We start from the raw sequence: 23,527 nt of genomic DNA, 5'->3' as shown, positions 1-23,527 counted from the left end.
GCTCGACGGGCAGTCGGTGCTCTCCTCGAGCTCCTCCTCCATCGGCAGGAGCTGCAGTGTGTTGACGTCGTTCGCCATGTCCGGTCACCTCCTCTCGGATCCGGCGGGCCCCCGCACAGGCGGGGAAGCGCGTTCACCGGTCGCGGTGCGGTCCGGTGAGAGTGGCGGGCAGCCACAGCCGCGGGCCGCCGTCCCGCAGGCGCAGCAGGAAGGCCAGTACGCCGGCGAGCCCCGTGTTGTAGTCGAGGGACACGGAGGCGCCGGTCTCGTCCGGGGCGAGGACACGGCCGTCGTGCACGGCGTGGCGGGCGTATACGCCGACGGCGAGTTCACCGGCCCACACGCGGTACCGGTCCTCTCCGGACGCCTCGGCGAGGTCGAGCAGGAACTCGCCGTCTCCGGCGAGGCCGTGGCATTGTGCGGTGCCGGCGTGCCAACGGGATCGACGCACGGCGAGGGCCGCCTGATGGCAGGCCGTGCGCAGCCTGTCGTCCGAGGTCTCCTGCCAGAGACGTACAAGGAAAGTGGCGACTCCCGAGGAGCCGCTGCACCAGTGGGACTTGAGGGAGCGGCTGGTGGGACCGCTGGGCCAGTAGGCGGCACCGTCCTTGAGCCGAGCCGTCGCGAGAAGGGTTTCCGCGGCGTCCGCGGCCAGGTCGAGGTGGGCGCTGTCGTGGGTGGCCCGGCCGACGGCGAGCAGGAACGCCCCGACCCCGGCGACGCCGTGGGCGAAGCCGTAGTGCACGAGACCGGCCAGGCGGGAGGGCCAGTCGCGTGCGATCGGCCAGGCGGAGAGGTTCTCACGGCGTTCACGTGCCGCCGAGACCGCCTCGGCGGCCTCATGGGCCCTGCTCAGGAAATGGTCGAGGCCCGTGCCTTCCCAGAATCGCAGCTGGGTCATGCCCGCTCCGGACATGCCGTGACAGATGTCGGGGTTGGGCCAGCGCAACGGTACGCGCTCGGCGAGTTCCCGTGCGTGGGCGACCAGTGCCTCGTCACCAAGGGCCTGGCCGGCGTCCAGCAGCGCCCATGCCGTGCCGGAGCGGCCGAAGTGGAGCCCGGGCAACGCCCGTGGTTCGCGTCCCACGGTGCGGCTGATCCATTGGGCCGCGGTGGCGATGGTGTCCCGCAGAGCCGGGTCCGGGGCGGTCCCGTACGCGCGGGTCAGTACGCCCAGGATTCCCGCTGCCCCGTGCTGGACGTTGAGGGGATCGCTCGTGGCGCCGAACGGCGTCGTCCGCCAGAGACGGTGCGCGGAAGCCGGGTTCATCGAGCTGATGAGGTGGGCCAGCGCGTCACTGATCAGCTGCTTCAGGCCTGCGTCGCCCAGGCGGCCGGGTTCCTGGGATGCCGACTCCTGGGGCGCCGACTCGTGGGGCGGCAGCCCCTGGGGTGCGGGTGCGGGCGCGCCGCTGCGGAGGAGGTCCCGTACGGTGTCGAGGCCGGGGCGTCGAGCGGGGTCGTCGTGCATCAAGGCGATCACGGCGGGTGCGAGACGGCGGGCTGCGGGATTGCCCGCGCCCAGAATGGTGAGCCACTCCTGTATCCGCCGGCGAGGGGGACGTAGGGCGGGCTTGTCGGCAGGCAGTACGGGATCGATGCCAGTGGCGGTGAAGAAGAGGGTGGCGCCCAGGCTGAAGAGGTCCGCCGAGGGCTCGGGGGCCACGCCGACCAATGGCGCGTCGGTCTGTTCCGGGGCCGCGTAGCCCGGCGTCCAGGCACGGGTGACCCGGGCCTTTTGGCGGGTGAGGAACTCCAGGTCGATCAGGCGTAGTTCTTCGTCCGGCATCACCATGATGTTGCTGGGGTTGAAGTCCCGCAGGACGAGGCCCTCGTCGTGGATCCGCTCCATGAGGGTCAGCAGTCGCCGGGCGATCCGCTCCACCGTCGCGGTCGGCGGGCCCCAGATGCCGTCGTCGTCGGGCGTGCTGTTCTCGGTCGCCCATCTGCGCAGAGTGACTCCCGGCAATTCCTCCTGGACCAGGAAGAGGTCGTCCTGTTGCTCGAAGAGGTCGACCAGGGAGGGGACGAGGCCCGTCGGTTCCAGTAACTCGAGCATCGCTGCTTCGTGACGCCGTACGTCCCGCACGTCCATGCCCGTGAGGGTGGCACCGGTGTGCGGGCGCGCCTGCTTGATGACGACGGGGAGGCCGGTGCGGTCGTCCGCCGCCCGGTATACCCCACCGGTGAACGCGTGGCGGATGACCTGGCGCACGGTGTACCGGTTGTTGAGCCGGACGGCCCCGGCCCCGGCCTCGGCCCCGGCGCCTGTGCTGCCGGCAACGGGGGAGGGGAATGTGGTGTGCGGCGGGGTGAACGGATCGCGCGGTGCCCAATGCGGCGGGGAGTACCAAGCGTTGCGCTCGTCCCGCGCCAGAGTGCCGTCCGGGGCCATCAGCATGGCTTCGTAGGATCCGTCATTGCCGAGCACGGGAACCCCGTCATGGACGCCGTAGCGATAGTGCACCAGACTGCCGGGGAGATACGGACGATCGGAGAGAATTCCGGGCCCGGGCAGCCCCAGGGTCACCTGGTGAAGCTCTTCGGCGAGTTCCTGCAGCCGGTCCTCGTCGCCCTCGGGATAGGCAGTGATGAACTTTCCGCCGGAGCCCCGGTCGTATTGCCGCGAAACGAGTTCGGTCGCTCGTCCCAGAGACCCGGCGAACTTGAACTGGCAACGACGGCGGACCAGAACGTCCGCGGCCCGCGCCAGCACGAGGGGTGCGGAGAGAGGAGTCGCGGCGAGGTGCAGTTTCCAGCCCTGAATCCTGTGGCGCCTGTTGTGCGGTGCGACGTGACACCAGAAGTCTCCGGCGCTGATGTGCCAGTCCACGGCTCCGTGACGGGAAAGGGCCGCCTGGACGCATCCGGAAAGCAGTGAGGACTCCCCGGGGAACGCGTGGACGTCGTACGTCATGTCGTGCGTCATAGGGAATGCCGCTCCTCGTCGACGGGACGGTGCCGCACGCTCTTTTCTCGCGGCTTCCGCGTTGCCGATCGGCCGAAGAAGCCTGATGTGAGGAAGTATCACACCTGCGATGAAATCCTGGTGAAACAGGCGATTTGATGATGAGGGCCTCTCGTCGAACCGGACCGTCACGGCGCGTCGGCCCGCGCCCGTTCAGGTGCGTGCCAGGGAGCCGACCGGTTCCATGCCGGGGCTACGGGGGTGTTGACCCATTGCTCGTGATAGGCGAACAGCAGCACCGTGCCGTCCACGTTCATCGATAGCGAGCGGACCTTCGGGCCACCGTCCGGGTGGCCCGGCCGTGCCGTCACGCTGCCGTCCTCGTCCCAGAGGACCGGGTCCTTTCCTCCGGGCCCTTTCCTCCGGCTGGGACCCACGACCCGGCTGCCGTCCGTGATGTCGCTCGGTGTGCCCGCGGCCTCCAGGGGACGGGTTCTGCCCGTGGTCAACGACGGATCAAGGACTCAGGGCATTGGGCCGTCGTGGGGACACTGATGACTCCGAGTCCGAAACGCGCGATCGGACCGGCGATCGTGAGCCGTGCTCTCTATATCCTGCGATTGCCCAAACTTCACGACGGGCACGATGGCAATGACAGCCATGATGACCACGACAGCCATCATGGGCCGGGCGGCGACGGTGATCACCACGGGTGGGGCGACAGGGTGTCGGGTCACTGGGCGGGTGGCTGTGGCCGGTCGGGGAGCGAAAGCTGTTCCCCGCCATCTACAGCTTTGCCGAGGCCGCTCGGGCAGCTTCGGAGGGTGAGGCCGTCCGCAGCGCCGTGGCAAGCTGCGGGTCCGCCGGAGTGATCGCCGCGTTGGCGCCCGCGCTTCTCAGATACCGCTTGTCCACCTCGGCGGTAACGACCCTCGCACCGCCGACTCCCGTCAGAGCCGCGCCCACCAGGGCAGTGACGGTCATGCTCACCGGAAGCTCGCCCACCGGACGCGATCCCAGGAGCACGGCCTCCTTGAGGGGGCCGTACAGACCCCAGGTGACCACCGCCGCAAAGGAACCCAGCAGTGCGTTTCCCAGGAAACCCGGCTGCAGAACCCCCGCTTTCTCCCTGGGGAGGACCAGTTCATTGTCACTCAGCAGTGCATTGACAACTCCTCCTACCGCGCCCGCCGCGGCCACGCATCCGAGGATCGCCCAAACGGATGGCGACGTCATCCCCGGGGATGCCAGCGAAGCGAGATGCCCAGACATGCGAACCCCAATCGATCAGGCACGGGTCATGGAGATCTCATCTTCGATGTGAAATCCCGGCTTTTCCAGCTGGGTGCGCCACACGGATCAGGATGCGTCTGGATCGAGTGTCGATCGACTGAGAAAGGGATGCACGATGCGGGATTCAGCGCGTCGAATCGCCTCAAGCCGCCCGACGACCCCGACATACTGCTCGCGCCGATCCCGGGTGGTCGCCCCCAACTCCCATCGGGCTCCGCCGGCTTTTTCCCGGCCGGGGTCGTCGCCGAGCTCACCTGGGCGGCTCTGGGTGAGGGGGCCGCTGGCTTGACCTCGACGAATGCCCGCGCACGGGTTGATGGTCGCGCAGGCGGAGGCCGCAGGCCAGGGAGACAGGGAAGACATTCCATGTCGTTCATCGCGGTACGCCGGGTGCTGGTGTGATGGCGTTCACCAGTCGAGCAGATCCATGGAACTCCGGCCGAGCCAGTCCCCGAACGAAATGGGGTGACCGTCGAGGTTCAGGGGCAGGATCTGGTCACAGGTGGCGCGGGCATCGAACCACATCGTGCCTCGGTGCGGACCAGTGACAACGAGCAGAGTCGAGAAGCCGCAGCCGTTCTCCTGGATGAACACGGCACCGGACGTCTTGCGCTCGCGGCCTTGGCCTCCGGCCGGGCCGCTCGGCGCCGACCCTGACCGCCTCGCCGCAGAGTCCGACGTGCTCCCACACCAGCAGGAGCGGCATTGTCCATTCAGCGGCAGGATGTGGAAATTACGCGAGGGTAGACGCTTTGATGCGCTGGCGGCGGAGGCGGTGGCGCGACGCCGTCGGCGGGATGGAACGGAACCTGGCGGAACATGCCTGCCACCTGCATCGGAGCATGAATGGTGCGGCCGTCACAGAGGCCGGTGACCTCCTGGTCGCTGACAGCGGCCTGGACGACGACACTTTCAACGTCGTTGCCGCGGCCCGCTTCACCGTCACCAACGCTACGGCACGTATCACCGAGACCGCTCGGACGCCGGCCCGCACCGGTCGCCGTCGTTTCTCCTGGTGGGTGGGGCCTGCCTCGACACCACCGGACCTCACCACCCTCCTGACGGCGGCCGGTCTGCCGGCGTCCGAACGCGAGACGGCGATGTGGGCCGAGCTGGACGACACCCTGCCACTGCCCGCCCTCCAAGGACTGGACATCCATAGGGTGGCCACGCCCGGACAGCTTGCCGACTACGCCACGGTTCTCGCCGCGAACTGGGAGCCGCCCGCTGGCACCGTCCGCGCGGCACTCCGCACGGCCCGCGACCGGGACCACCGCATCGCGGTCCTGCAGGCGTCAGCCGAAGGCGAGCCCGTCCACCGCCGCCTGGGGTTCCGCTCCTGCGGCCAGTTCACCGGACACACCACAGTCACTCGTTGATGGCCGCTACGAGGACAGTGGCCTCGTAGCGGACCGCGAGCGCCGCCCTGCCCTGGTCCTGGCTGGGACGGGGCGAGTCAATGTCGCGGGGTGGGGAGAGTGGAGGTGGCGATCCGGCCCAGGAGAGTGGCGAGTTGCCGGGGCATGGAGAGGAACGGCGAGTGGCTGCTCGGCAGCTGGTGGACGGAGTCGGCGCGTGTCGCGAGCTCGCGTTGCCGGGACGGTTCGAGCGCCTGGTCGCGGTCGCAGACGACGTAGGCGGAGGGCACGGTGCGCCATCCCGCCGCGGTCACCCGCTCCGTGGAGGAGCGGACGCTCTGCGGGCGCAGCCGGGCCACGGCGCGGCGGGCCTCGGCCTCGGGCACGTCGTCGAAGAGTATCCGCCGGGCGTCCTCGTACGGCGGGGTGTGACCCGTGCCGTCGTCCGGCGCGGGTGTTCCAAGGATCGTGAGCATGCTTTCACCCACGTCCGCTTGGAATGCGGCGAGGTACACCGCCCCTACCACGTTCGTGGCATCCGCGATGGCCTCCGTGGTGGGGACGCCGCCGTAGGAGTGGGCGATGACCACCACCGGGCCGTCGATGCGCCGGAGGCTGTCCCGGATGGCGTTCGCGTCGTCCAGCATGCCCGCCGGGCGGGCACTGTGGTGCAGGCCGGCCGGGGGATTGGCACTGGGTAGGTCGACGGTTTCGGACCGCCAACCGTCGGCGTCGAGCGCGGCGCGTACGAGGTCCCAGCACCAGGCGCCGTGCCAGGCTCCGTGGACCAACAGTAAGGTCGGCCGGTCGGTGTCTGCGTTCATGTGCGGTACCTCCGTTGTCCGAGCCGCGGATGGCGGGAGACTGTGGCGCGCAGCGGGCCGCCAGGCAGACGTCATCGCGTTGTCGCCCTGACAGTAGCCGGTCCAGCAGCCGTCGGAGTGAGCCGGTGCCCGCCTCCCCGAGCTCACGCCGGGCCACCTCGGCGAAGCGGGCAAAGCCCTCGTCCAGGTGATCGCGGGGGCGCTAGATCAGCACGGCCGCGGCGGCTGCGAGGCGTTCCAGCCGCTCCTTGTCGGACCGCAGCTTGGTCACCACTTTGCCCAGGGCGACCACGGCAGGCAGTGTGGCGGGGGCATCGTCGCGTACAGACTCGGTCGTCACGCCCTTGGACACGGCACATCCCTCGCCTCGACGGACCGTCTGGTTTCCGACTTGGCCGGACCTGTGGCAGAAGCGGGGTACGGGGGTATGTGCCCCCGGCTCTCTCAGAGCCGACGGTGCATCACATGCAGGCCGACCAGACCGTGCTCGGGGTGGTCGAAGGCGTCCGGCACGGTGCCGATCACCTCGAAGCCCAGGGACTTCCACAGGTGCACCGCCGGGCCGTTGGTCTCGACGACCGCGTTGAACTGGATTCCGCGGAAGCTCTCCGCGCGGCTCCAGTCGATGACGTACTCGCCGAGTGCCCGCCCGACGCCCTTGCCCTGATGCCCCGGGTCGACCAGGAACGAGGCCGTGCCGATGTGGGAACCGCGTCCGGGCCGGTTCGGCCCCATCTTCGCCGAGCCCACGATCTCGCCCTCCTCCACGGCGACCACCGTGCGCCCCGGCAGCAGCTCCATCCACCATGGCCTCGCCTCTTCGAGGGTTTGTCCCTCGGGAAACGCGTACGTCCTGCCCTCGGCCATGATCACCGAGTAGAACCGGTAAATGCCCGGCCAGTCCTCGTCGGAAGCAATGCGGATCTCCATCCGCCGCAGCATACGCGCGGCGTCCCTGAGGAAGAGCTACACCCCCACCAGGTCACGTGTTTGAGAGGGGGAGGGAATCAAATGGGGCTAGTTGAGTGGCTGGTGCCGGACGGGTTGTGGGAGTTGTTCCAGGACTTGGCGCCGGAGCCGCTGCGGCGTCGGCAGGGTGGTGGCCGTCGGCAGATCGTGCCGCGTACCCCCGGCGCGGAGTGGATGCCTCTGACCGACTCGGTCGGCATCGTTGGGTGGTGGAGCGCACGTTGTCGTGGCTGGGCGGTTGCCGCCGCCTGCACCGCTGCTACGAGCGCAAGGCACCCGTCGATGGGTCGGTCAGGAACTGATCGCCGTGGAGTCCATGCGTCCATGCGTCCATGCGCCCATGCGTTACGGGCGGGCGGCAGCGCATTGCAGGTCGGCCGGTGGGAGGTCGCCACTCGCCAAGTAGGCGTTGACGGCGTCGTTCACGCAGGCGTTGCCGTAATCGGTGCCGTAGACCGCGTGGCGGAACGAGTCCGACACCGTGATCATCCGGGACGAGGGCCATCGCGTGCGCATGGCCTGAGCCTCGTCGTACGGCACTCGTGGGTCGCCGGTGGCGTTGACCATCAGTGCGGCGGTGTCGCCGCCGATGACGGTGGGCCGCTCGCGTGGTGGGGCCCAGAAGGCGCACGGGGTGGTGTTGTTGAGCAGCGGGCCGAACAGAGGGTGGCGCTGCCGTGAGTGTTGCACCGCGTGCCAGAACGCTTCCGCGTCATGCGGTCCGGGTGTGTCGGCGCACAGGAACGCCGTCTGCGCGCTCGCGTACGCCGAGTCCTGGGCGGACAGCAGGGACGGCAGCAACTCGGCGAGCCCGGGGTCGGGTTCGGCCTGTCCCGTGGTGGCGGCTGTCCTGAGGGTGCCGGTCATCACCGCGATCTGTGCGTCGGTCGCCTCGGTGTCGGAGCCGAGCACCCCGTAGAAGAGCACGGGCACCACGTGCTCGTCCAGCAGGTAGTCGCCGACGCGCAGTGGTCGGTGGGTGGCCGCCGCGGTGATCCGGGCGACGGTGGCGAGTACGGCGTCGGCGCTCGTTCCGAGCCCGTACGTGCCGTTCCGGGCGGCGGCCCAGGTGGCCCAGTGCCGCAGTGCGGCCTCGTTGGCGCTCTCGGTGCCGTACTCGGGCCAGGGGGCGAGGTGGCCCGGTTCGTGCACGCCGTCCAGGACCATCCGGCCGGTGCGGCCGGGGAACATCGCCGTGTACACCTCGCCCAGGTACGTCCCGTAGGAGATCCCCAGGTACGAAAGCTGTCGCTCGCCCAGGGCCGCGCGGACCAGGTCCATGTCGCGGGCCACGTTCCGGGTCGACGCGTAGGGCAACAACTCCCGGGCGTCGGCGCGGGTGCGGCAGCGTCGCGCGAGGTCCTGTTCGAAGGCGGCCGCGCGCCGGAAGCCGGCCCGGTCGTGGCCCGCCGAGCGGAAGTAACTGCCGGTGTCCCAGCCGCAGTCCAGCGGGGTGCTCCGGCCGGTGAACCGCGGATCGACACCCACCAGGTCGAACCGGGCACCTGTGGCACCCAACGCCGTGCGACGGGCGGGGAGGAAGTCGATGACCGGATCCCCGGGACCACCCTCGTTGACCACCAGAGTGCCGACGCGGTGGGCCGCGTCCGTCGCCGGGATCCGGGCGAGGGCGATCGTCACGGTCCGGCCGCCGGGTCGCGCGTGGTCCAGCGGGACGGCGAGTCGCGCGCACCGGGCGCCCGCCGCCTCCAGTTCCCTGCCCGCGCTGTCGTCGGGGCCGCGCACGCAGCTTTCCCACGTCGGCTGTTGGGCCCCCGGGGCGGCGGCGACCGAGCTCGGCGCGGCGATCAGGGCGAGGACGGTGGCGAGCGCGGCGGCAACTGCCCGGCCACGCGAGTGGCCACGCCAGTGACGTGTCATGCCGCCGACGGTAGTGCGTACGGGCCCGGCCCGCCGGAGCGCGTTCCCGGCGGGCCGGACGCGCCCCCGGCGCGCGGAAGCACGACCGGCGACAAGGGCGATCCCACACGCGAGACCCTCGCCGTCAGGCGCCACATGTCCCGACGCCCGCGACGACGAGGAGTGCCGGGGAACGTCAGGCCATCGCCCGCGCGACGCGTCGCTCCATGGTGCTCAGCCACGCCACGCCCGCCGCGATGACCACCGCGAGGGCGAGGCTGACCGACCCGGTGCCGAGGTCCAGGCCACCGCGCTCGTGACTGACGCCGGCCCAGTCGGCGAAGCACGCGCCGAGCGGCCGGGTGAGCACATAGGCCCACCAGAACGTCAGGACCGAGGACAGGCCGAAGAGACGGCGGGCGAGTGCGGGCAGGGCGATCAGGGCAGCGAACAGCAGGCCGGAGGGCAGGTAGCCCCAGCCCAGGGTGGCCGCGGTCAGGTCCCCGACCGCCGTGCCGAGCGCGAAGGTGGCCATGACCGCGCACCAGTAGAAGACCTCCCGGCGACCGCCCGCGACCGTCTCCACGGCAAGCGTGCCCTCCACCCGGCGCCACAGGGCGAACACCAGGGCGAGGGCCACGGCGAATGCCGTCGCGGAGGCGGCGTAGGGCACGCCGAGGGCGACGTGTGCGACGTCGGCGGCCATGGTGCCGAACACGCTCACCATGATCACCGCCGCCCAGTACACGGCCGGGACGTAGCGGCGGGTGCGGGCCTGCGCGATCAGCGCGGCGGCCAGCAGCAGGGCGGCCGAGCCGACCGCGGGGACAGGCCCGAGCGTTTGGGCGAGGTAGTCCGAGGCGGTCTCGCCCATGCCGGTGGTGAGGATCTTGACGATCCAGAACACCGCTGTCACCTGCGGGACCTTGCTCATGACCGGCCGCGCCGGCACAGTTCGGCGGCGGTGGGCCGCTCGGGTGGGTGTCGTGGCGCCCAAGGCGACGGCGCTCCCTTCTGTACGGCGCGGCCGGGCCGCACCCGGTCGGTGGTGAGTGGGTCAGCCGCCCAGGACGGTGTTGCCCGTGATCGTGTCGCCGGCTCCGTCGATGGTCACCGCGTGCCGCACACCGTCGGGGCCCAGGACCACGATCCGCCAGCTACGGCCACCTCCCTGCTCGGCGACCGGGCTGAGCGACTCCACCTTGCCGCCGGCCACCGCCGACGCGGCCTTGGTCGCCGCGTCGGCCGCGTTGGTCGAGGGCAGCGGTGCCGGCGCCGCGTGCGGGGCCCGCCCGTCCTCCTGGCGGCCGTCACCGCCGTCCCGGTCGTCCCAGCCGCCCTGGTCGCCCTGCCCGCCTCGGCCACCCCGGCTACCCCAGCCATCCCGGCCGTCGTGCGGTCCCCGGTCGTCCGCGGCCGTCCTGCGGTCGTGGCCGTGGCCGTGGCCCTCCTCGCCCTCGTGGTGGTGGGCCACCGCCGCCGCACCGCCGCCGATCACCAGCACGGCGGCCCCGGCCGCGACCCAGCGCACCGACCGGCGGCGCACCCACCGGCCGGCACGGCCCGCACCCGTACGGGCCTTGTCTTTGCCCGTGCCCATGCCCATGGCCATGCCCGTGGCCGCGCCCGTGCCCGTGGCCGTGGCCGCGCCCGTGCCTATGCCCGTGCCCGCGGCCTTCGACTCCTCCTGCGGCGACGTTTCACCCGTCCCCATGGACTCGCTCATGACGCACCCCGATCCTCGGCAGGCCCGGGCCGTCCCCGGGCGAGGGCGTCAGGATGTCCGGGCGTTGCTGAAGATCAGCTGAAGAACGACGGACACCGTGAACAGCCCGGCGCGGCGACCTGCGACCCTGTTGGGCATGCGCGTACTGGTGGTGGAGGACGAACGCCGGCTGGCCCTGGCGCTGCGGCACGGGCTGACCGCCCAGGGATTCAAGGTCGACGTCGCCCACGACGGCCCCTCCGGCCTGGCCCGGGCCATGGACCACGCCTACGACGTGGTCGTGCTCGACGTCATGCTGCCCGGTCTCAACGGCTACCGGGTGTGCTCACGCCTGCGGGCGTGCGGCAGCGACGTCGGCATCCTGATGCTCACCGCCAAGGACGGCGAATGGGACGAGGCCGAGGCACTCGACACCGGCGCCGACGACTACCTGTCCAAGCCGTTCTCCTTCGTCGTGCTCGTCGCCCGCCTCAAGGCGCTGGCCCGCCGCATAGGCAGCCGGGCGCCCCGGCGCACCGTCCTCGGCGACCTCGTGATCGACTCCGCCGCGCGCACCTGCGCGCGCGCCGGCACCACCATCCCCCTCACGCCCCGCGAATTCGCCATCCTCGACCACCTCGCCCGCCGGGCCGGCGAGGCCGTCTCCAAGCGGGAGATCCTCGACGCCGTCTGGGACAACGCCCTCGACAGCGACCCCAACACCGTCGAGGTCCACGTCAGCGCCCTACGGCGCAAGATCGACGCCCCTTTCGGGCGGGCCGCGGTCCAGACCGTCCGCGGCGCCGGCTACCGTCTGGCGGCCGACGGTGGCTGACCGGGCACCCGCCGACGCACCCGCCGGCACCGTACGCAGCCGCCCGCGTACGCCCGCACCCCACCGCTCGCGCACAGCCGCGTACCGCCGCCTGCGCGCGGTCGCGCCCGGCCGCCTGCGCACAGCCGCGCACCGCCGGCTGGCACGGCACCCCCGCGTCGCAGCCCTCGTCGACGGTCTGACACCACGCTCGGTCCGCGCCCGCACCACCCTCGCCGCCTGCGCCAGCGTCGCCGTCGTCCTCGCCATCGCCTCGGCCGCGGTCGTCCTCCTGCTGCGCGTCAATCTGGAACGCACCGTCGAGGCCGACACCCGCGAGCAGGCCCAGGCCGTGGCCCGTCTCGCCACCGACGGTCACCTCGCCGGTCCGCTTCCCCTCGACCACGGCACCGACTTCATCCAGGTCGTCGACGTGAAGGGGACGGTGGTGGCAGCCAGCCAGAATCTCGCCGGCCGCCCTCCGCTCGCCCCCGTCGCCCACTCCGGCGGCCGTCACAGAACCTTCAACCTCGACGCCCGGGGCCACGCACACCACCAGCGCGTCACCAGCATCGCCGCCACCACGCCCACCGGCCCCGTCACCATTTACGTGGGCGCGTCCCTGCGTACCGCCGATGCCGCCGAGGACCTCACCACCGCCGCCCTCGTCGTACTGAGCACGGTCCTGCTGTTCACCGTCGGTGCCCTCACCTGGCGCGCGACCGGCCGCGCCCTGCGGCCGGTCGAGGCCATCCGCGCCGAGGTCGCCGCCATCGGGGACCGGGACCTGAACCGCCGCGTCCCCGAACCCCGCAGCGACGACGAGATCGCCCGCCTCGCCGACACCATGAACGCCATGCTCCAACGCCTCGAAGCCGCGGGCACACGACAGCGCCGCTTCATCGCCGACGCCTCCCACGAGTTGCGCAGCCCCCTGACCGTCCTGCGCACGCAGCTCGAGGTCGCCCTCACCCACACCGACCCCGACGTCCACACCGACCTGGTGGCCGGTGCCCTGGAGGACACCGAACGCCTCCAGACACTCGCCACCGACCTCCTGCTGCTCGCGCGCCTGGATTCCACCGACCACGACTGGCCCGACGAGCCGGTCGACTTCACCGACCTCGTCCACACGACGGTCGCGACCCGCGGCCCCGAACCCCACCCCGTCACCGTCCACGCTCCGACAGCGGTCACCATCCACGGCAATCCCCTGTGGCTGCGACGACTGCTGACGAACCTGCTCGACAACGCCCAACGTCACGCCCGCGAGCACATCACCGTCCGCGTCACCACCGACCGGGCTGCCAGCCATGGTCCCGGCCAGGTCGTCCTGGACGTGGCCAACGACGGCCCGCCGATCGAGCCCGCTGACCGCGAGAAGATCTTCGAACGGTTTGCCCGCCTCGACGACGCCCGTAGCCGCGACGACGGCGGCACCGGCCTCGGCCTCCCCATCGCCCGAGACATCGCGGCCATCCACAAAGGCACCCTCACCGTCCTCGACACCCCGGGGGCGACCACCTTCCGCACCCGACTGCCCATCCGGCCCGAACCACCCCACGAGGCGCAGGCGGGCCCTCGCTGAGGACGGGCCGGGCACATTGACGACCGGGCACATTGACGATGGGCCCACGGATGCCCGGCGGGGTGGCCTCGGACCGGCGGGCCTCGCACATCGTGCGGCGTGGCACCTGAGTACGCGTACTCAGGTGCTGAGGCGACGTCGAGTGGACACTGGCTGACGGTCCGTCAAGTCTCCATGGAAAGGGAAAAGCTCGTGCAGGATCCGTCGTCACCGCCGCCTCTCCCGTCGCATCCGCCCACGTCAGATGTCCCCGGGACCGGGGAGCGGTCGCTCCTGGCGAAGATCGGCGTCGCTTTCGGCTGCGTGCTCGCGGCCGTCCTGATACTCGGCGGCCTGGGGGTCCTCGGAGTGATGGTGCTGCTCGCGACCGGCTCGATCCAGTTGTTTCCGAACAAGTGAGGCGGTCGCAGATGCTCGATCGACAGATAACCGACCGCATCCGTGTGCTGGTCGTGCTCAGCCGTCCCGCCGTCGCCGTGCTCTTCGCCCTCTACGTCGCGCTCGGCCTCGCCCAGGCCGGACACGCGGAGGACCGCCTGCTCCTGGCAGGGTGCCTCATCCCCGTCATGGCCTTCCTGCTCTGCTCGGTCTGTGTCAACGACCTGTCCGACCGGGCCATCGACCAGGTCAACCTTCCCGGCGACCGGAACCGGCCGCTGGTCACCGCCGCCGCCGGCAGCCGGGAACTCGTCGTCACGGCGGTGGTGTCCGCCACCGTCGCACTCGGCTCGGCGTTCGTGCTCGGACCGCGCCCCGGACTGCTGATGCTCGCCGCTCTCGCGGTGAGCGCTGGGTACTCGCTGCGCCCGATCCGCCTCGCCGACCGGGGAGCCGTGGCGGCCCTGGCGCTGCCGGCCTGCTACGTCGCGCTGCCCTACCTGCTCGCCCTCACCGCGGCCCGTTCCGCCGTCCACCCGCGCGACCTGCTGATGCTCTTCGGGCTCTACACGGGTTTCATCGGCCGGATCCTGCTCAAGGACTTCCGTGACGTGCGTGGCGACGCCCTCTTCGGCAAGCGGACGTTCCTGGTCCGGCACGGACGACGCGCGACCTGCCTCTTCAGTGCCTGCGGCTGGACCATCGGCACCTGCGTCATCCTGGCCGCGACACCTCGGCGCACACCGGCGCTCGTATGCTCCTACCTCCTCTGCCTCGCCCTCGCGCTGGTGATCCTTCGCATCCTGGCGGGCGAGGTCGGGCACCGGCGGGAGGAGGCGCTCATCACCGGCGCGGCGGCCATCGGCCGGGGGATGCTCATCCTGCAGCTGGCGCACCTGGCGATGAGCCAGGCCGGATGGGGCGCGCTCGCGTACTCGACGGTCATGGGCGCGCTGCTGGCGCTCACGCTCGTTCAGGCCGCCGGCATGCTGCGGCATGGCCCGACGACCGGTCTCACCATCGCCTCCCTGCGGGAGGGGGCAACCGCGTCGCCCGGCGGGGTGGCCTCGGACCGGCGGGCTTCGCACATCGTGCGGCGTGGCACCTGAGACCAGGTCGACCTTCCCGGCGACCGGAACCGGCTGCTGGTCACCGCCGCCGCCGGCAGCCGGGAACTCGTCGTCAAACTGTGTATGGGCTCTCGAATCGGCGGAGCCGAGGCGCTCCGCAATTTCACCAATAGCGTCCCTCGGCGATCGTGCAGGCCGTATCGTCGCAACCGGCGAGTGAATTGCGCGCCGCAAGTGAGTCCTCTGGCTGCTGACACATCAACCGATGCGAGCATCTATGGAGGGTTCATGCGCGGCAAACAGCGCACTTCCAAGGAGAAGGGCCCGGGTTGGGCGAAGCTCTCGTTCTTGGTCGGTCTGGCTCGGCTCTTAGTCGAGCTCATGCGACCGTGGAACTGAGCTACCCCCTAACCGGACCCTGGAACTCCGCTTAACGCGTCGTTGCAGCGACGCGGGGGTCGCGTCCACTGGGCGCGGCCCCATTTTGCTGTCGACACAGCACCCTTCGCCACAAGTGCGCGGTCAGCGCCCTGAGCAGCTCGAGACACGTCGTCGAGTCACAACCTTCGCCTTACCGTATCCGCTACTCGGGCCGCCTTCAGGAGAACGACCAAAACTTAGGATAAGGCTAGGCACTGTTGATGATGAGACGCAGGCGCCCCGCCGCTCCCACACCGACTCCAGACGACTTCCACACCTGTGGTGAGCCGCAGCATGGACACTGGGCAACGGAGAACTCTGGCCCGTGGTCACCTGGTCACGTGACCAGGTGACCACCTACTACCTTGAGTAGGTGGTCCTACTGCCGTCAGTAGGACCCCAAGCTCGCGCGAGCAACCACTCCGGCACCCCCGCCTGCCGCAGCGACCTAGGGACGTTCCTAGGCTGCCGGCACGGCTAAAGGGTCGAATGCGAGCGCGCCCTCCCCATCCGACTGATGGCTGCCGCTGGAACCTTTACCCTCTTCGCGCAACTCGCCCGGCTTGCGCCAGCCGTCACGCCGAGTCAGGCCGCCAGGGGCGGGCGAGCAGGGATTGCCAGTCCGGCCCCCAGCACGCAGCCGACAAGGAGGCCCATGCCGTGGTTGTTGGTGACAAAGCAAAGAACAAGACCTGCGGCGGGGATGAGGGGAGCCACTCGCCGCAGGGCGACGACGCTGCCACGCACCGCGTACCAGGTGGCGAGTGCGCCCACGAGGCCGCAGATCGCTACCGAGTCGCCGCCTCCTTGGAGGCTCCAGCCGGCCATGCTGACCGCTTGCGCCGTCACACCGCTCGCCGCAAAGACCAGCAACATCCGCCAGGGGCCAAAGTGCCGCTCGGCGACCGGAGCGACAACCGCGAGCGCGGCCAGGTTGAACAGGAGTTGGGACCATCCTGACGACTGCACCATCAAGGCGGTCACGGCTCGCCACCATGCACCATGAGGGTGTCGCTCCAACGCATCGATCATGGCGGGGACAACCTCCTGAGCCACGCCGAGCACCGCCATGGTGGCCACCAGCCCCACGGCGGCTCTGGGGACCGGCCGCCGCCACGTCCGCAGCAAGGCCAGCGGAGAAGGCGTCTCGTCGCAGTCCTTCGCGGCGAGCGTCACCAAGAGCCGGCTTCCCAACACGACGACGACCGCCGCGCACCCATAGAGCAACACACTGTGCATGTTCATGACCGAAGCCTGCCAGACGGTGCAGCTACCCCGACACGTGCAGCCACGAGCGTGGCGACACACTGCCGCGGCCCGGACAGGGGCAACGACACGAAGAGTGACAAGCCAACCGGCCGTACGTGGGGAATTTGCGGGGTCTTGCAAGATTTTCGTGACGGGGTGACAGGCCGTCACGATGGTGCCATCGTCCGCAGTGTGTGCGGACGTGCTCGGGATGGTGTTCCCGCACCTGGAGAAGGTGCTGGTGGAGCAGGTGGTTGTGGAGAGCGGAGTGTTACGCATCACGGCGCGTACCCGCAATGAGGTCCTATTTCGGTGTCCGGACTGCGGAACCGAGTCGCGCCGGGTACACAGCCGGTACCAGCGGCACCTCGCGGATGCGGCGGTCGGCGGGAGACCGGTGGTGATCGAGCTGACCGTGCGGCGTCTGTTCTGCGATGCGGAGGGCTGCCCGCGCCGTACTTTCGCCGAGCAGGTAGAGGGCCTGACCACCCGCTATTGCCGCTATACCCCGCTGTTGCTGGACGTGCTGCGGTCGGTGGGGCTGGCGCTGGCGGGCAGCGCCGGGGCCCGTCTGCTGGACGTGCTGCAGGTGGTGGTCAGCCGGGTGACGCTGTTGTCCCTGGTCCTCGCCCTGCCCGAGCCGGCCGTGGTCTGTCCGCGGATCCTGGGTGTTGACGAGTTCGCGCTCAAGCGGTCCTACCGCTACAGCACCGTGCTCGTCGACGTCGAGAACCACACGGTCGTCGACATCCTGTCCGACTACTCGGCCGACGCCCTGGCCGCCTGGCTCACTGCCCACCCGGGAGCCGAAGTGATCTGCCGTGACCGCGCGAACTGTTTCAGCGACGGCGCCCGGCGGGGTGCTCCGCAGGCCCGGCAGTGTGCGGACAGGTGGCATTTGTGGAACAACCTGGGCGGTGCGGTCGAGCGGTCCGTGGCCCGGCTCAAGCCCGGCTGGCTCCCGCCGGAACGGGAACCTGCCCCGGTAGGAAGTGCTGCCGGACAAGGCGGAGGGACCGCGCAACCGCCGGACCCGGGAGCGTCATGCCGCTGTCCACGCCCTGATGGACCGGGGCGTGAACCTCACAGGGATCATGCGCGAGCTGAGGGTGGACCCGAAGACGGTCCGCAAGTTCATGCGCGCGGCTACCGCCGATGAACTGCTGGTCCGTGGGCCGACCGGCCGCGGCGGGGTGCTCGACGCGCACGCCGACTATCTGGCCCGACGGTGGGACGAGGGCTGCACCGGTGCCCACGTCCTGCACGCCGAACTCGCCGCCCAGGGCGTCCATGTCAGCAAACGTACCGTCCGCCGGTTCGTCCACCGGATGCGCGAACACGGCACCCCCTCGCCCCGGTCGCTGGCCCCCAAACCCCGGGAGGTCGCCAAACTGATCCTCACGCATCCCGACGCCCTGGCCGAACCGGACCAGGCCCTGCTCAAGGACCTCACCTCCCGCTGCCCGGACCTGGGCACCGTCCGCACACTGGTGCAGGACTTCGCCGAGATGCTCGTGAACCGCCTGGGCAGCGAGAAGCTCGAAGGCTGGCTGAACTCCGCCAAGACCAGCGGCATCCCGGAGATGCGGGGCTTCGCCGAAAGTCTCCGCCGTGACCTCGACGCGGTCCGCAACGGCCTCACCCTGACCTGGAACTCCGGTGCTGTCGAAGGCCACGTCAACCGGATCAAGATGCTGAAGCGCCAGATGTTCGGACGGGCCGGCCACCGGCTCCTCCGCCACCGCGTCCTGCTCGCATGACGACCACACCCGCGGTTATCCCGTCACGAAATCTTGCCAGACTCCAGATCCCCCAATGGCGGCCAGTTATTGGGGGAGACAACTGGCCGCCGATGTCACCGCGTGTGACCGCTGTCGACCTGGTTGGCGGTTCCGCTTCGGCGAGCAGATCCGTTGGCGTCAGTAGACGATTGACACGATCTGGCAGGCCGCTTCGGCCAGTTCACGGTCGCCATCGATACGGGCGCGGGCCAGGGCCGTGTCCGGCTGGACGCCGCGGGTGCACAGGCGCCATGCGGTCTCCGAATCCAGGCCGATGAGCGCGGCGGGACGCTCGGTGTCCGGCTCGGCGAGTGACCAGACGTCCCCGGTGGCTGTCGCCGTCCACGTGCCACCGGCCGGGCCGTCGATCCGCACCTGGACCTGAGTGCCGACCGGCGCGGTGACCTCACGCAGGGTGTGGGGCAGGGCGCGCATGAAGGTGTCCAGGACCACGGACAGCAGGCGCGGATCGGGATCGGTGTCCTGGCCGATGGTGTGGCGGATGTGCTGGCGATGAGTCCAGAACTCGGTGAAGTCGCGGGCGCTGTCCAGCCACATCGGCGCCGGGTCAATGCCGGCCCAGGACACTCCCAAGGACGGGGCGTCGGGGTCGGCGGCCTCGAAGAACCGGACGACCTGACCGCCGATCAGGTCGAGGGTGTCGGTGAGGGCGGCCGGGCTCACCCGGCGGTGGGCGTCGACCCATTCCTGGTTGATGCGGTGGATGAACGCCTCCAGAGTTTCACCCGGCGCGAAGGCGGGGCCGCCCTGGTGACCGTCGCGGTCCCGGGCGAGCCGCCCGTAGAAGTCGCCCAGGACGTGGGCGGCAAGATCGCGCACGGTCCAGCCCGGCAGCGCTTCCTTGGCCCAGTCGGCGGGCGCCAGGCCGCGCAGCGTGGTCATCAGCGCGGCCTGCTCCGAGGCGAACAGGGGGCGGGCATCGATCGGGGCGCCAAGCCAGGGATGGCTGGGCACGTCATTGATCTGGGCGTTCATGGCTCAAGCCTGTCAACGAGATGGCTGCTTTGCTACTGAATATCCCATAACGGCGACACCTCTCGGTTACCTTGCGTAACCGCGCTAACTGGCCGTACGTGGGGGAATCCTGGGCCCGGTTCGCGGGTCAGGGCCACAGAGGCGAGGACAGCGGCTTGCCCGTCTCGAGGTAGGTCTTGAGGTTGGACAGCACTGTCGACCAGCCGCCGGCGGCCTGGCGGTGCTCGGCCTCGTCGCGCAGGTTCTCGTGGGTGACGGTGAGCTGGACGACGCTGTCGCCGAGCGGCTTGAGGTCGAAGGCGACCGTGGAAGGGCCGTCCGGGCGGTCTTCGCCGGGGACGGCCCAGGTGATGACGAGGCGCTCGGCCGGGACGGCTTCGACGACGGTGCCCGCCACGTCGGCGATGCCGGAGCCGTCGGTGCGGCGGTGCTCCCAGGAGGAACCCGGCTGCCAGTCCGAGACGTTGCTGTGGCCCCAGTAGGCGGCCGTCATCCCGGGGTCGGTCAGGGCCTCCCAGACCTTATCGGGGGTGGCCTCGATGTAGGTGGTGTAGACGAACTGCGGCTTGGTGGACATGGCGTGCTCGGCTTTCCGTTTCAGTGCGCTCAGAGCCCGCAGGTGCGGGCGCTCGAACTTGTCGATCCACCGCTCTTGGATCTCATGGAGCGGTACGGGGTTGAGGTAGTGGAGTTTCTCCCGGCCTCTTCTGGCCGTGCTGACGAGGTTCGCGGCCTCCAGCAGGCCCAGGTGCTGGGTGATCGCCTGGCGGGACATCGCCAGGCCTTCGCACAGCTCGCTGAGGGTCTGGCCGTTGTTCTCGTGCAGCCGGTCCAGCAGGCGCCGGCGGGTCGCATCGGACAGGGCCTTGAAGACCTTGTCCATCTCATCGCTCACACCAACCATCATGCAAGCATTTACCTGCATGTCAACTCGGGAGTCGTCCAGCCCAGCCCCGTATCACCGGGCAAAAGGGGCGCCGACCTGGGGAAACACTGCCTTCCCGGACCGCCCGACCAACCTCGTCACCCTGTGCGGGTGCCCCGACACTGGACTTGATCATCTAGGCCCAGCGGATACTCGCGCCGATGGCGGAGGCGACGTCCGGGGGCGACAAGCGGGTGGTGTCGACGGTGAGGTCTGCGATGTCGGCCCGGTCGAGGATCTCGTGGAGCTGGCCGGCGCGTTCCAGGTGCCAGGGCAGGGACTCGGGGTCGCTGTCGGCCTCATGGCGGCGCTTGAGCCGATCGTGCACGACAGGAAGGTCCGCCGTCAGGCGGCACACTGTCAGCGGCATGCCGAGGGCGGCCCGGTAGCGGTCGCGCTCGACCGCAGTCTCCGCCACCCCGGCCAGGACGAACCGCTGTATTCCGGCGTCGAGGTAGTTGGCGGTCAGAGCGCGCAGGTTGCGCAGCAGGAGGGCGAAGTTGAACGGATCGCCCTCGGGGGCGGGCCATGACTGACACAAGCGGTCCAGATCCATCACCGCGTGCGGCACACCGGCATCGCAGAGAAAGTCGCCGAAAAGGTCGGCGGCCAATGTCTTGCCGACGCCGACGGTGCCGGTAATCAGCAGCGCCTGTGACCCCGCCCCGTTCAGATGACTGTACTGGTTCATTCCTGCTCGCCCTACTCCTTCCGCGTTTGACCGGTCTGTGCAGTATGACCGCATCAAGAGGCACGGGCACCAGGTTTTCCGTGCGCCCATTCAGAAGAAGACCCGGCATACAGGCCGAAGTACGGCAACACAGTGACAGCTGGTAGCCGTTGACGGCCAGCCGCTTCCCCGGCAACTGGTCGCCCGCGGGGAATTCCACGGGTCTTGCGAGATCTTCGTGACGGCCTGTCACCCCGTCACGAAAATCTTGCAAGACCCAATTTGCGCTGGCCGCTGTCACGTGAGCACCTGCTCGAGGACGTAGCCGAGGACAAGAAAGCTTCCGCCAGGCCATAGCCGCAGTAGCCCAACCAACCGTTTCCATCCGAACCGATTCGCCTTCCCTCTCGGGATGGTCGGTTCGGGGGTAGGCAGCCTCACCGCGTGGCGGCGACAAGGACAGCACCGACTCGAAGAAGGGCCGTGCCGCTGGCGGCGACCTCGAGCGCGCCCGCCGCGCCTGCCACACCGTAGAAGCCGCTCGCCGAGGCCGAAGACCGCAACGGCATCCAGTGCATGAACCGGGCGAAGGTGCCCATGCCCGCTGGAACGGCTGTGCCCGTATCCCGTGGCCCACGCACGGCACACCGCTACGGGACCCTCAAACGGCAGGAAGCCGAGCGATACGGCTACCACAGCCCGCCGCCAGTGCCTCCACCCACGCCGTCACTGACGGCTGAGCAGCTCACATCTCTTGCCGGGACAAAAAACGGCCAACGGGGCCCCGCAGGGACACCGCCCGAGGGGTGCAACGGTTGGGCAGCCGTGCAGATCACCGGAACCACCAGCTATCCGGTCGACGCCGAGCTGCTGCGCAGCCTGGACTTCGAGTCCTTCGAGCTAAGCCGTAAGGACCCCCGCACCATCCGCGTGATCGATGCCTGGGCAGCCTGCATGGAGGCTTCAGGAGCCACACACGCGGCCAGTCCCGACGAGAACCCCCCCCCGGCACTGCACGGTTCACAAGCGGACGTCGAGGAGATCCGCACCGCCCGCGCCGATATGGCATGCAAGGAGAGGACCCAACTCGTCGGGATATGGGCTGGAGTGGAGACCGCATATCAGCAAGACCTACTGCGTCAGCACGCTGTTGAGATAGAGGGTATCGAGCGCCAGCGCCAGCGCCAACTGGCCAAAGCCGCGGAGACCAGCAGGGTGGCGGAACCTCCATGACGATTGCCACGCGACCCGCGCACGCCACCCGGCGCGTTCAGGGAGCCATGCGCCAGTACGCTGCCCGCATGTCCAGATCACGCCTGGCAGCTGTCATACCCGCCGTAGTCACAGGCGGCGTACTCCTCACTCTGACAGCCATCGCCAGGGGGATTGCGGGATCGCTCTCCGCAGGACGCGACAGAGCCCCGGATGATCTTCATGACGATGTCGGGACCCTCCTCGGGCACGAGATCGCGCGGAGCGCGGAAACCGTGCACCGTGCGACAGGCCCCGCAGCCGTCACGATCACCGTCATCTGCGCCCTGTGGGCCGTTGCGGCCTTCCGGCGCTCTGCCCTGTCACCGGCGGGCATCAAGAATCCGGCGTGGCAGTAGGAGAACGGGGATGACTGAACCGGACCGGCGGAGCCCCTCGGAAACGGCCATTGGACGCGTCCAGGGGGCCGGAGCCGCACTGGACGCTCGGGCCACACAGCTGGATTCGGCGGCGGGATCCGTGCAGTCAAAGTCGTCGACGCCGCCTGCAACGTGCTCATAGCCGGACTCGACAGCCCCACATTGAGGACCCTGGCCGCTTGCACACGAGCCGAGGTGGACTTCGGCGTTTTTTCGTGCCCCGGCCCGGACTTGCCCTGGCCGCCTGTTGCGAGGAGTGCCCATGCCGGACAGTTCCGTGCGCTCGGCCGATGCTGGGGACGGGGACCGGCCTGGACGCTGTTCAACAGGTGATGGCCCGGCACCAGGGCGTCGCGTCGCCAGGAAGATCGCCGGTGACGCGTGGACCGAGGAGCGCAGGCCGGTGCGTCATCGGCCGGATCCGCCGCCCGACGTCTGGATCTCGTTGGACCCGCCACGAAACCGCTCACGAGCCTGACCAGCAGATACGGGACATGTCTCAGTCCACGCCGGGCCAGTGGTCCGCCACCACCGACTTGTCGAACCCAGAGGTGTTCTCGTATTGCTTGGCGATGGCGCCGTCCGGGATCGAGGGCACGCCGTCGAACTGCGCCACCCAGTAGTTCGGCTCGGTGACTCCGTGCTTGTGGAACGCCGCGCGCACCTCGGGCAAGGTGGAGGCGTTGCAGTAGACGGTCAGGTTCTTGTTGGACGTGGTGGCCATGGTCTGGGTGCACCACTGGACCGCGCCTTCCGGATCGGCAGCGCCGTCCTCCACGTCCAGCACCTGCGCCTTGGTCTTGTGGCTGATCGCGATCGACACGCGGGTCGCGTGCGGGAACCTCGTCGCCATCTCTCCCAGGTTGGCGAATTGGCCGTCGACGTACCCGGCCACCATCTTGGCATCCCGCGGAATCTTGCTGGGCGTCACCGCGTCGTACATGGTCCGTGTCATGGTCGCCTCCTCTGCCGAGGCAGGCCGGACGGGACGCCGCGCGCACCGGATACCGCGGCTCGGCGGCGCCTCCAGCTCTCGGGCCCGCGCCCTACCACAGCTAATCCCATCAAACCACTCCCGGGGATTCCCGC

Annotated in this window: 23 protein-coding genes and 1 pseudogene; 9 read left to right on the top strand and 15 right to left on the bottom strand. The window is 69.8% G+C overall.

The window, feature by feature from the left end; all coding sequences use genetic code 11:
• Positions 1 to 133: 133 nt before the first annotated feature.
• The 4 genes from lanL to ACFYZR_RS27440 form a co-directional block, all read right to left on the bottom strand.
• Positions 134 to 2,929 carry a class IV lanthionine synthetase LanL gene (lanL, locus tag ACFYZR_RS27455; protein ID WP_391914832.1) on the bottom strand — a complete coding sequence of 932 codons (2,796 nt, stop codon included), beginning with the start codon at positions 2,927 to 2,929 and terminating at the stop codon, positions 134 to 136.
• Positions 2,930 to 3,096: 167 nt separating this feature from the next.
• A complete protein-coding gene (locus ACFYZR_RS27450) occupies positions 3,097 to 3,417 on the bottom strand; it encodes a hypothetical protein (protein WP_391914830.1) in 321 nt (106 codons plus the stop codon).
• Positions 3,418 to 3,694: 277 nt separating this feature from the next.
• On the bottom strand, positions 3,695 to 4,108 hold the full coding sequence (locus ACFYZR_RS27445; protein WP_391914828.1) for a hypothetical protein: 414 nt from the start codon (positions 4,106 to 4,108) through the stop codon (positions 3,695 to 3,697).
• A gap of 501 nt (positions 4,109 to 4,609) precedes the next feature.
• The gene (locus ACFYZR_RS27440) at positions 4,610 to 4,795 is read right to left on the bottom strand and encodes a hypothetical protein (RefSeq protein WP_391914826.1); all 186 of its coding nucleotides are present in this window, start codon (positions 4,793 to 4,795) and stop codon (positions 4,610 to 4,612) included.
• 203 nt (positions 4,796 to 4,998) lie between these two features.
• On the opposite strand from ACFYZR_RS27440, the gene ACFYZR_RS27435 reads away from it, so the two are divergent.
• Positions 4,999 to 5,580: a hypothetical protein gene (locus ACFYZR_RS27435; RefSeq protein ID WP_391914824.1), complete on the top strand. Its 582-nt coding sequence runs from the start codon at positions 4,999 to 5,001 to the stop codon at positions 5,578 to 5,580.
• 77 nt (positions 5,581 to 5,657) lie between these two features.
• Here ACFYZR_RS27435 and ACFYZR_RS27430 read toward each other — a convergent pair whose 3' ends face one another.
• The 3 genes from ACFYZR_RS27430 to ACFYZR_RS27420 all read right to left on the bottom strand — a co-directional run bounded on the left by ACFYZR_RS27430 (position 5,658) and on the right by ACFYZR_RS27420 (position 7,313).
• The gene (locus ACFYZR_RS27430) at positions 5,658 to 6,383 is read right to left on the bottom strand and encodes an alpha/beta fold hydrolase (protein ID WP_391914822.1); all 726 of its coding nucleotides are present in this window, start codon (positions 6,381 to 6,383) and stop codon (positions 5,658 to 5,660) included.
• Positions 6,384 to 6,585: 202 nt separating this feature from the next.
• Complete coding sequence (locus ACFYZR_RS27425; protein WP_391914820.1) at positions 6,586 to 6,735, bottom strand: hypothetical protein; 150 nt, start codon at positions 6,733 to 6,735, stop codon at positions 6,586 to 6,588.
• A gap of 92 nt (positions 6,736 to 6,827) precedes the next feature.
• Positions 6,828 to 7,313, bottom strand: a complete 486-nt coding sequence (locus ACFYZR_RS27420; RefSeq protein ID WP_391914818.1) for a GNAT family N-acetyltransferase — start codon at positions 7,311 to 7,313, stop codon at positions 6,828 to 6,830.
• Between the two features lie 200 nt (positions 7,314 to 7,513).
• Here ACFYZR_RS27420 and ACFYZR_RS27415 point away from each other — a divergent pair.
• Positions 7,514 to 7,654, top strand: a pseudogene (locus ACFYZR_RS27415) (transposase); the annotation flags it as partial.
• 43 nt (positions 7,655 to 7,697) lie between these two features.
• Here the strand turns inward: ACFYZR_RS27415 and ACFYZR_RS27410 are convergent.
• From ACFYZR_RS27410 to ACFYZR_RS27400, 3 genes are all read right to left on the bottom strand, one after another.
• Entirely contained in the window at positions 7,698 to 9,233 is a 1,536-nt protein-coding gene (locus tag ACFYZR_RS27410) for an alpha/beta fold hydrolase (protein ID WP_391914816.1), read from the bottom strand.
• A gap of 175 nt (positions 9,234 to 9,408) precedes the next feature.
• The gene (locus tag ACFYZR_RS27405; RefSeq protein ID WP_391914814.1) at positions 9,409 to 10,146 is read right to left on the bottom strand and encodes a hypothetical protein; all 738 of its coding nucleotides are present in this window, start codon (positions 10,144 to 10,146) and stop codon (positions 9,409 to 9,411) included.
• A 123-nt stretch (positions 10,147 to 10,269) separates the two neighbouring features.
• Positions 10,270 to 10,938 carry a hypothetical protein gene (locus tag ACFYZR_RS27400; protein ID WP_391914812.1) on the bottom strand — a complete coding sequence of 223 codons (669 nt, stop codon included), beginning with the start codon at positions 10,936 to 10,938 and terminating at the stop codon, positions 10,270 to 10,272.
• A 136-nt stretch (positions 10,939 to 11,074) separates the two neighbouring features.
• On the opposite strand from ACFYZR_RS27400, the gene ACFYZR_RS27395 reads away from it, so the two are divergent.
• The 4 genes from ACFYZR_RS27395 to ACFYZR_RS27380 all read left to right on the top strand — a co-directional run bounded on the left by ACFYZR_RS27395 (position 11,075) and on the right by ACFYZR_RS27380 (position 14,806).
• Positions 11,075 to 11,752: a response regulator transcription factor gene (locus tag ACFYZR_RS27395; RefSeq protein WP_391914810.1), complete on the top strand. Its 678-nt coding sequence runs from the start codon at positions 11,075 to 11,077 to the stop codon at positions 11,750 to 11,752.
• Positions 11,745 to 13,319: an ATP-binding protein gene (locus tag ACFYZR_RS27390; RefSeq protein ID WP_391914808.1), complete on the top strand. Its 1,575-nt coding sequence runs from the start codon at positions 11,745 to 11,747 to the stop codon at positions 13,317 to 13,319. The genes ACFYZR_RS27395 and ACFYZR_RS27390 overlap by 8 nt, the downstream gene beginning before the upstream one ends.
• 99 nt (positions 13,320 to 13,418) lie before the next feature.
• A complete protein-coding gene (locus ACFYZR_RS27385) occupies positions 13,419 to 13,718 on the top strand; it encodes a hypothetical protein (protein WP_391914806.1) in 300 nt (99 codons plus the stop codon).
• 11 nt (positions 13,719 to 13,729) lie between these two features.
• On the top strand, positions 13,730 to 14,806 hold the full coding sequence (locus ACFYZR_RS27380; RefSeq protein ID WP_391914804.1) for a UbiA prenyltransferase family protein: 1,077 nt from the start codon (positions 13,730 to 13,732) through the stop codon (positions 14,804 to 14,806).
• Positions 14,807 to 15,772: 966 nt separating this feature from the next.
• Here ACFYZR_RS27380 and ACFYZR_RS27375 read toward each other — a convergent pair.
• On the bottom strand, positions 15,773 to 16,432 hold the full coding sequence (locus tag ACFYZR_RS27375; RefSeq protein ID WP_391914802.1) for a rhomboid family intramembrane serine protease: 660 nt from the start codon (positions 16,430 to 16,432) through the stop codon (positions 15,773 to 15,775).
• Positions 16,433 to 16,646: 214 nt separating this feature from the next.
• Here ACFYZR_RS27375 and ACFYZR_RS27370 point away from each other — a divergent pair, with 214 nt between their 5' ends.
• Both ACFYZR_RS27370 and ACFYZR_RS27365 read left to right on the top strand, forming a co-directional pair.
• On the top strand, positions 16,647 to 17,594 hold the full coding sequence (locus ACFYZR_RS27370) for an ISL3 family transposase (protein ID WP_391914938.1): 948 nt from the start codon (positions 16,647 to 16,649) through the stop codon (positions 17,592 to 17,594).
• Complete coding sequence (locus ACFYZR_RS27365) at positions 17,530 to 18,195, top strand: transposase (RefSeq protein WP_391914800.1); 666 nt, start codon at positions 17,530 to 17,532, stop codon at positions 18,193 to 18,195. The genes ACFYZR_RS27370 and ACFYZR_RS27365 overlap by 65 nt, the downstream gene beginning before the upstream one ends.
• Positions 18,196 to 18,354: 159 nt before the next feature.
• On the opposite strand, the gene ACFYZR_RS27360 is transcribed toward ACFYZR_RS27365, so the two are convergent.
• The 3 genes from ACFYZR_RS27360 to ACFYZR_RS27350 form a co-directional block, all read right to left on the bottom strand.
• Entirely contained in the window at positions 18,355 to 19,212 is an 858-nt protein-coding gene (locus ACFYZR_RS27360) for a maleylpyruvate isomerase family mycothiol-dependent enzyme (protein WP_391914798.1), read from the bottom strand.
• Between the two features lie 127 nt (positions 19,213 to 19,339).
• On the bottom strand, positions 19,340 to 20,095 hold the full coding sequence (locus tag ACFYZR_RS27355; RefSeq protein ID WP_391914936.1) for an ArsR/SmtB family transcription factor: 756 nt from the start codon (positions 20,093 to 20,095) through the stop codon (positions 19,340 to 19,342).
• 178 nt (positions 20,096 to 20,273) lie between these two features.
• Entirely contained in the window at positions 20,274 to 20,828 is a 555-nt protein-coding gene (locus ACFYZR_RS27350) for a hypothetical protein (protein ID WP_391914796.1), read from the bottom strand.
• An 804-nt stretch (positions 20,829 to 21,632) separates the two neighbouring features.
• Here ACFYZR_RS27350 and ACFYZR_RS27345 point away from each other — a divergent pair.
• The gene (locus ACFYZR_RS27345; RefSeq protein ID WP_391914794.1) at positions 21,633 to 22,040 is read left to right on the top strand and encodes a hypothetical protein; all 408 of its coding nucleotides are present in this window, start codon (positions 21,633 to 21,635) and stop codon (positions 22,038 to 22,040) included.
• 897 nt (positions 22,041 to 22,937) lie between these two features.
• Here ACFYZR_RS27345 and ACFYZR_RS27340 read toward each other — a convergent pair.
• On the bottom strand, positions 22,938 to 23,393 hold the full coding sequence (locus ACFYZR_RS27340) for a hypothetical protein (protein WP_391914792.1): 456 nt from the start codon (positions 23,391 to 23,393) through the stop codon (positions 22,938 to 22,940).
• Between the last annotated feature and the right edge of the window lie 134 nt (positions 23,394 to 23,527).

Origin of the sequence: Streptomyces sp. NPDC001678, from assembly GCF_042892945.1 — a bacterium.
Lineage (GTDB): Bacteria > Actinomycetota > Actinomycetes > Streptomycetales > Streptomycetaceae > Streptomyces.
This window is presented reverse-complemented; position numbering and strand designations above follow the sequence as displayed.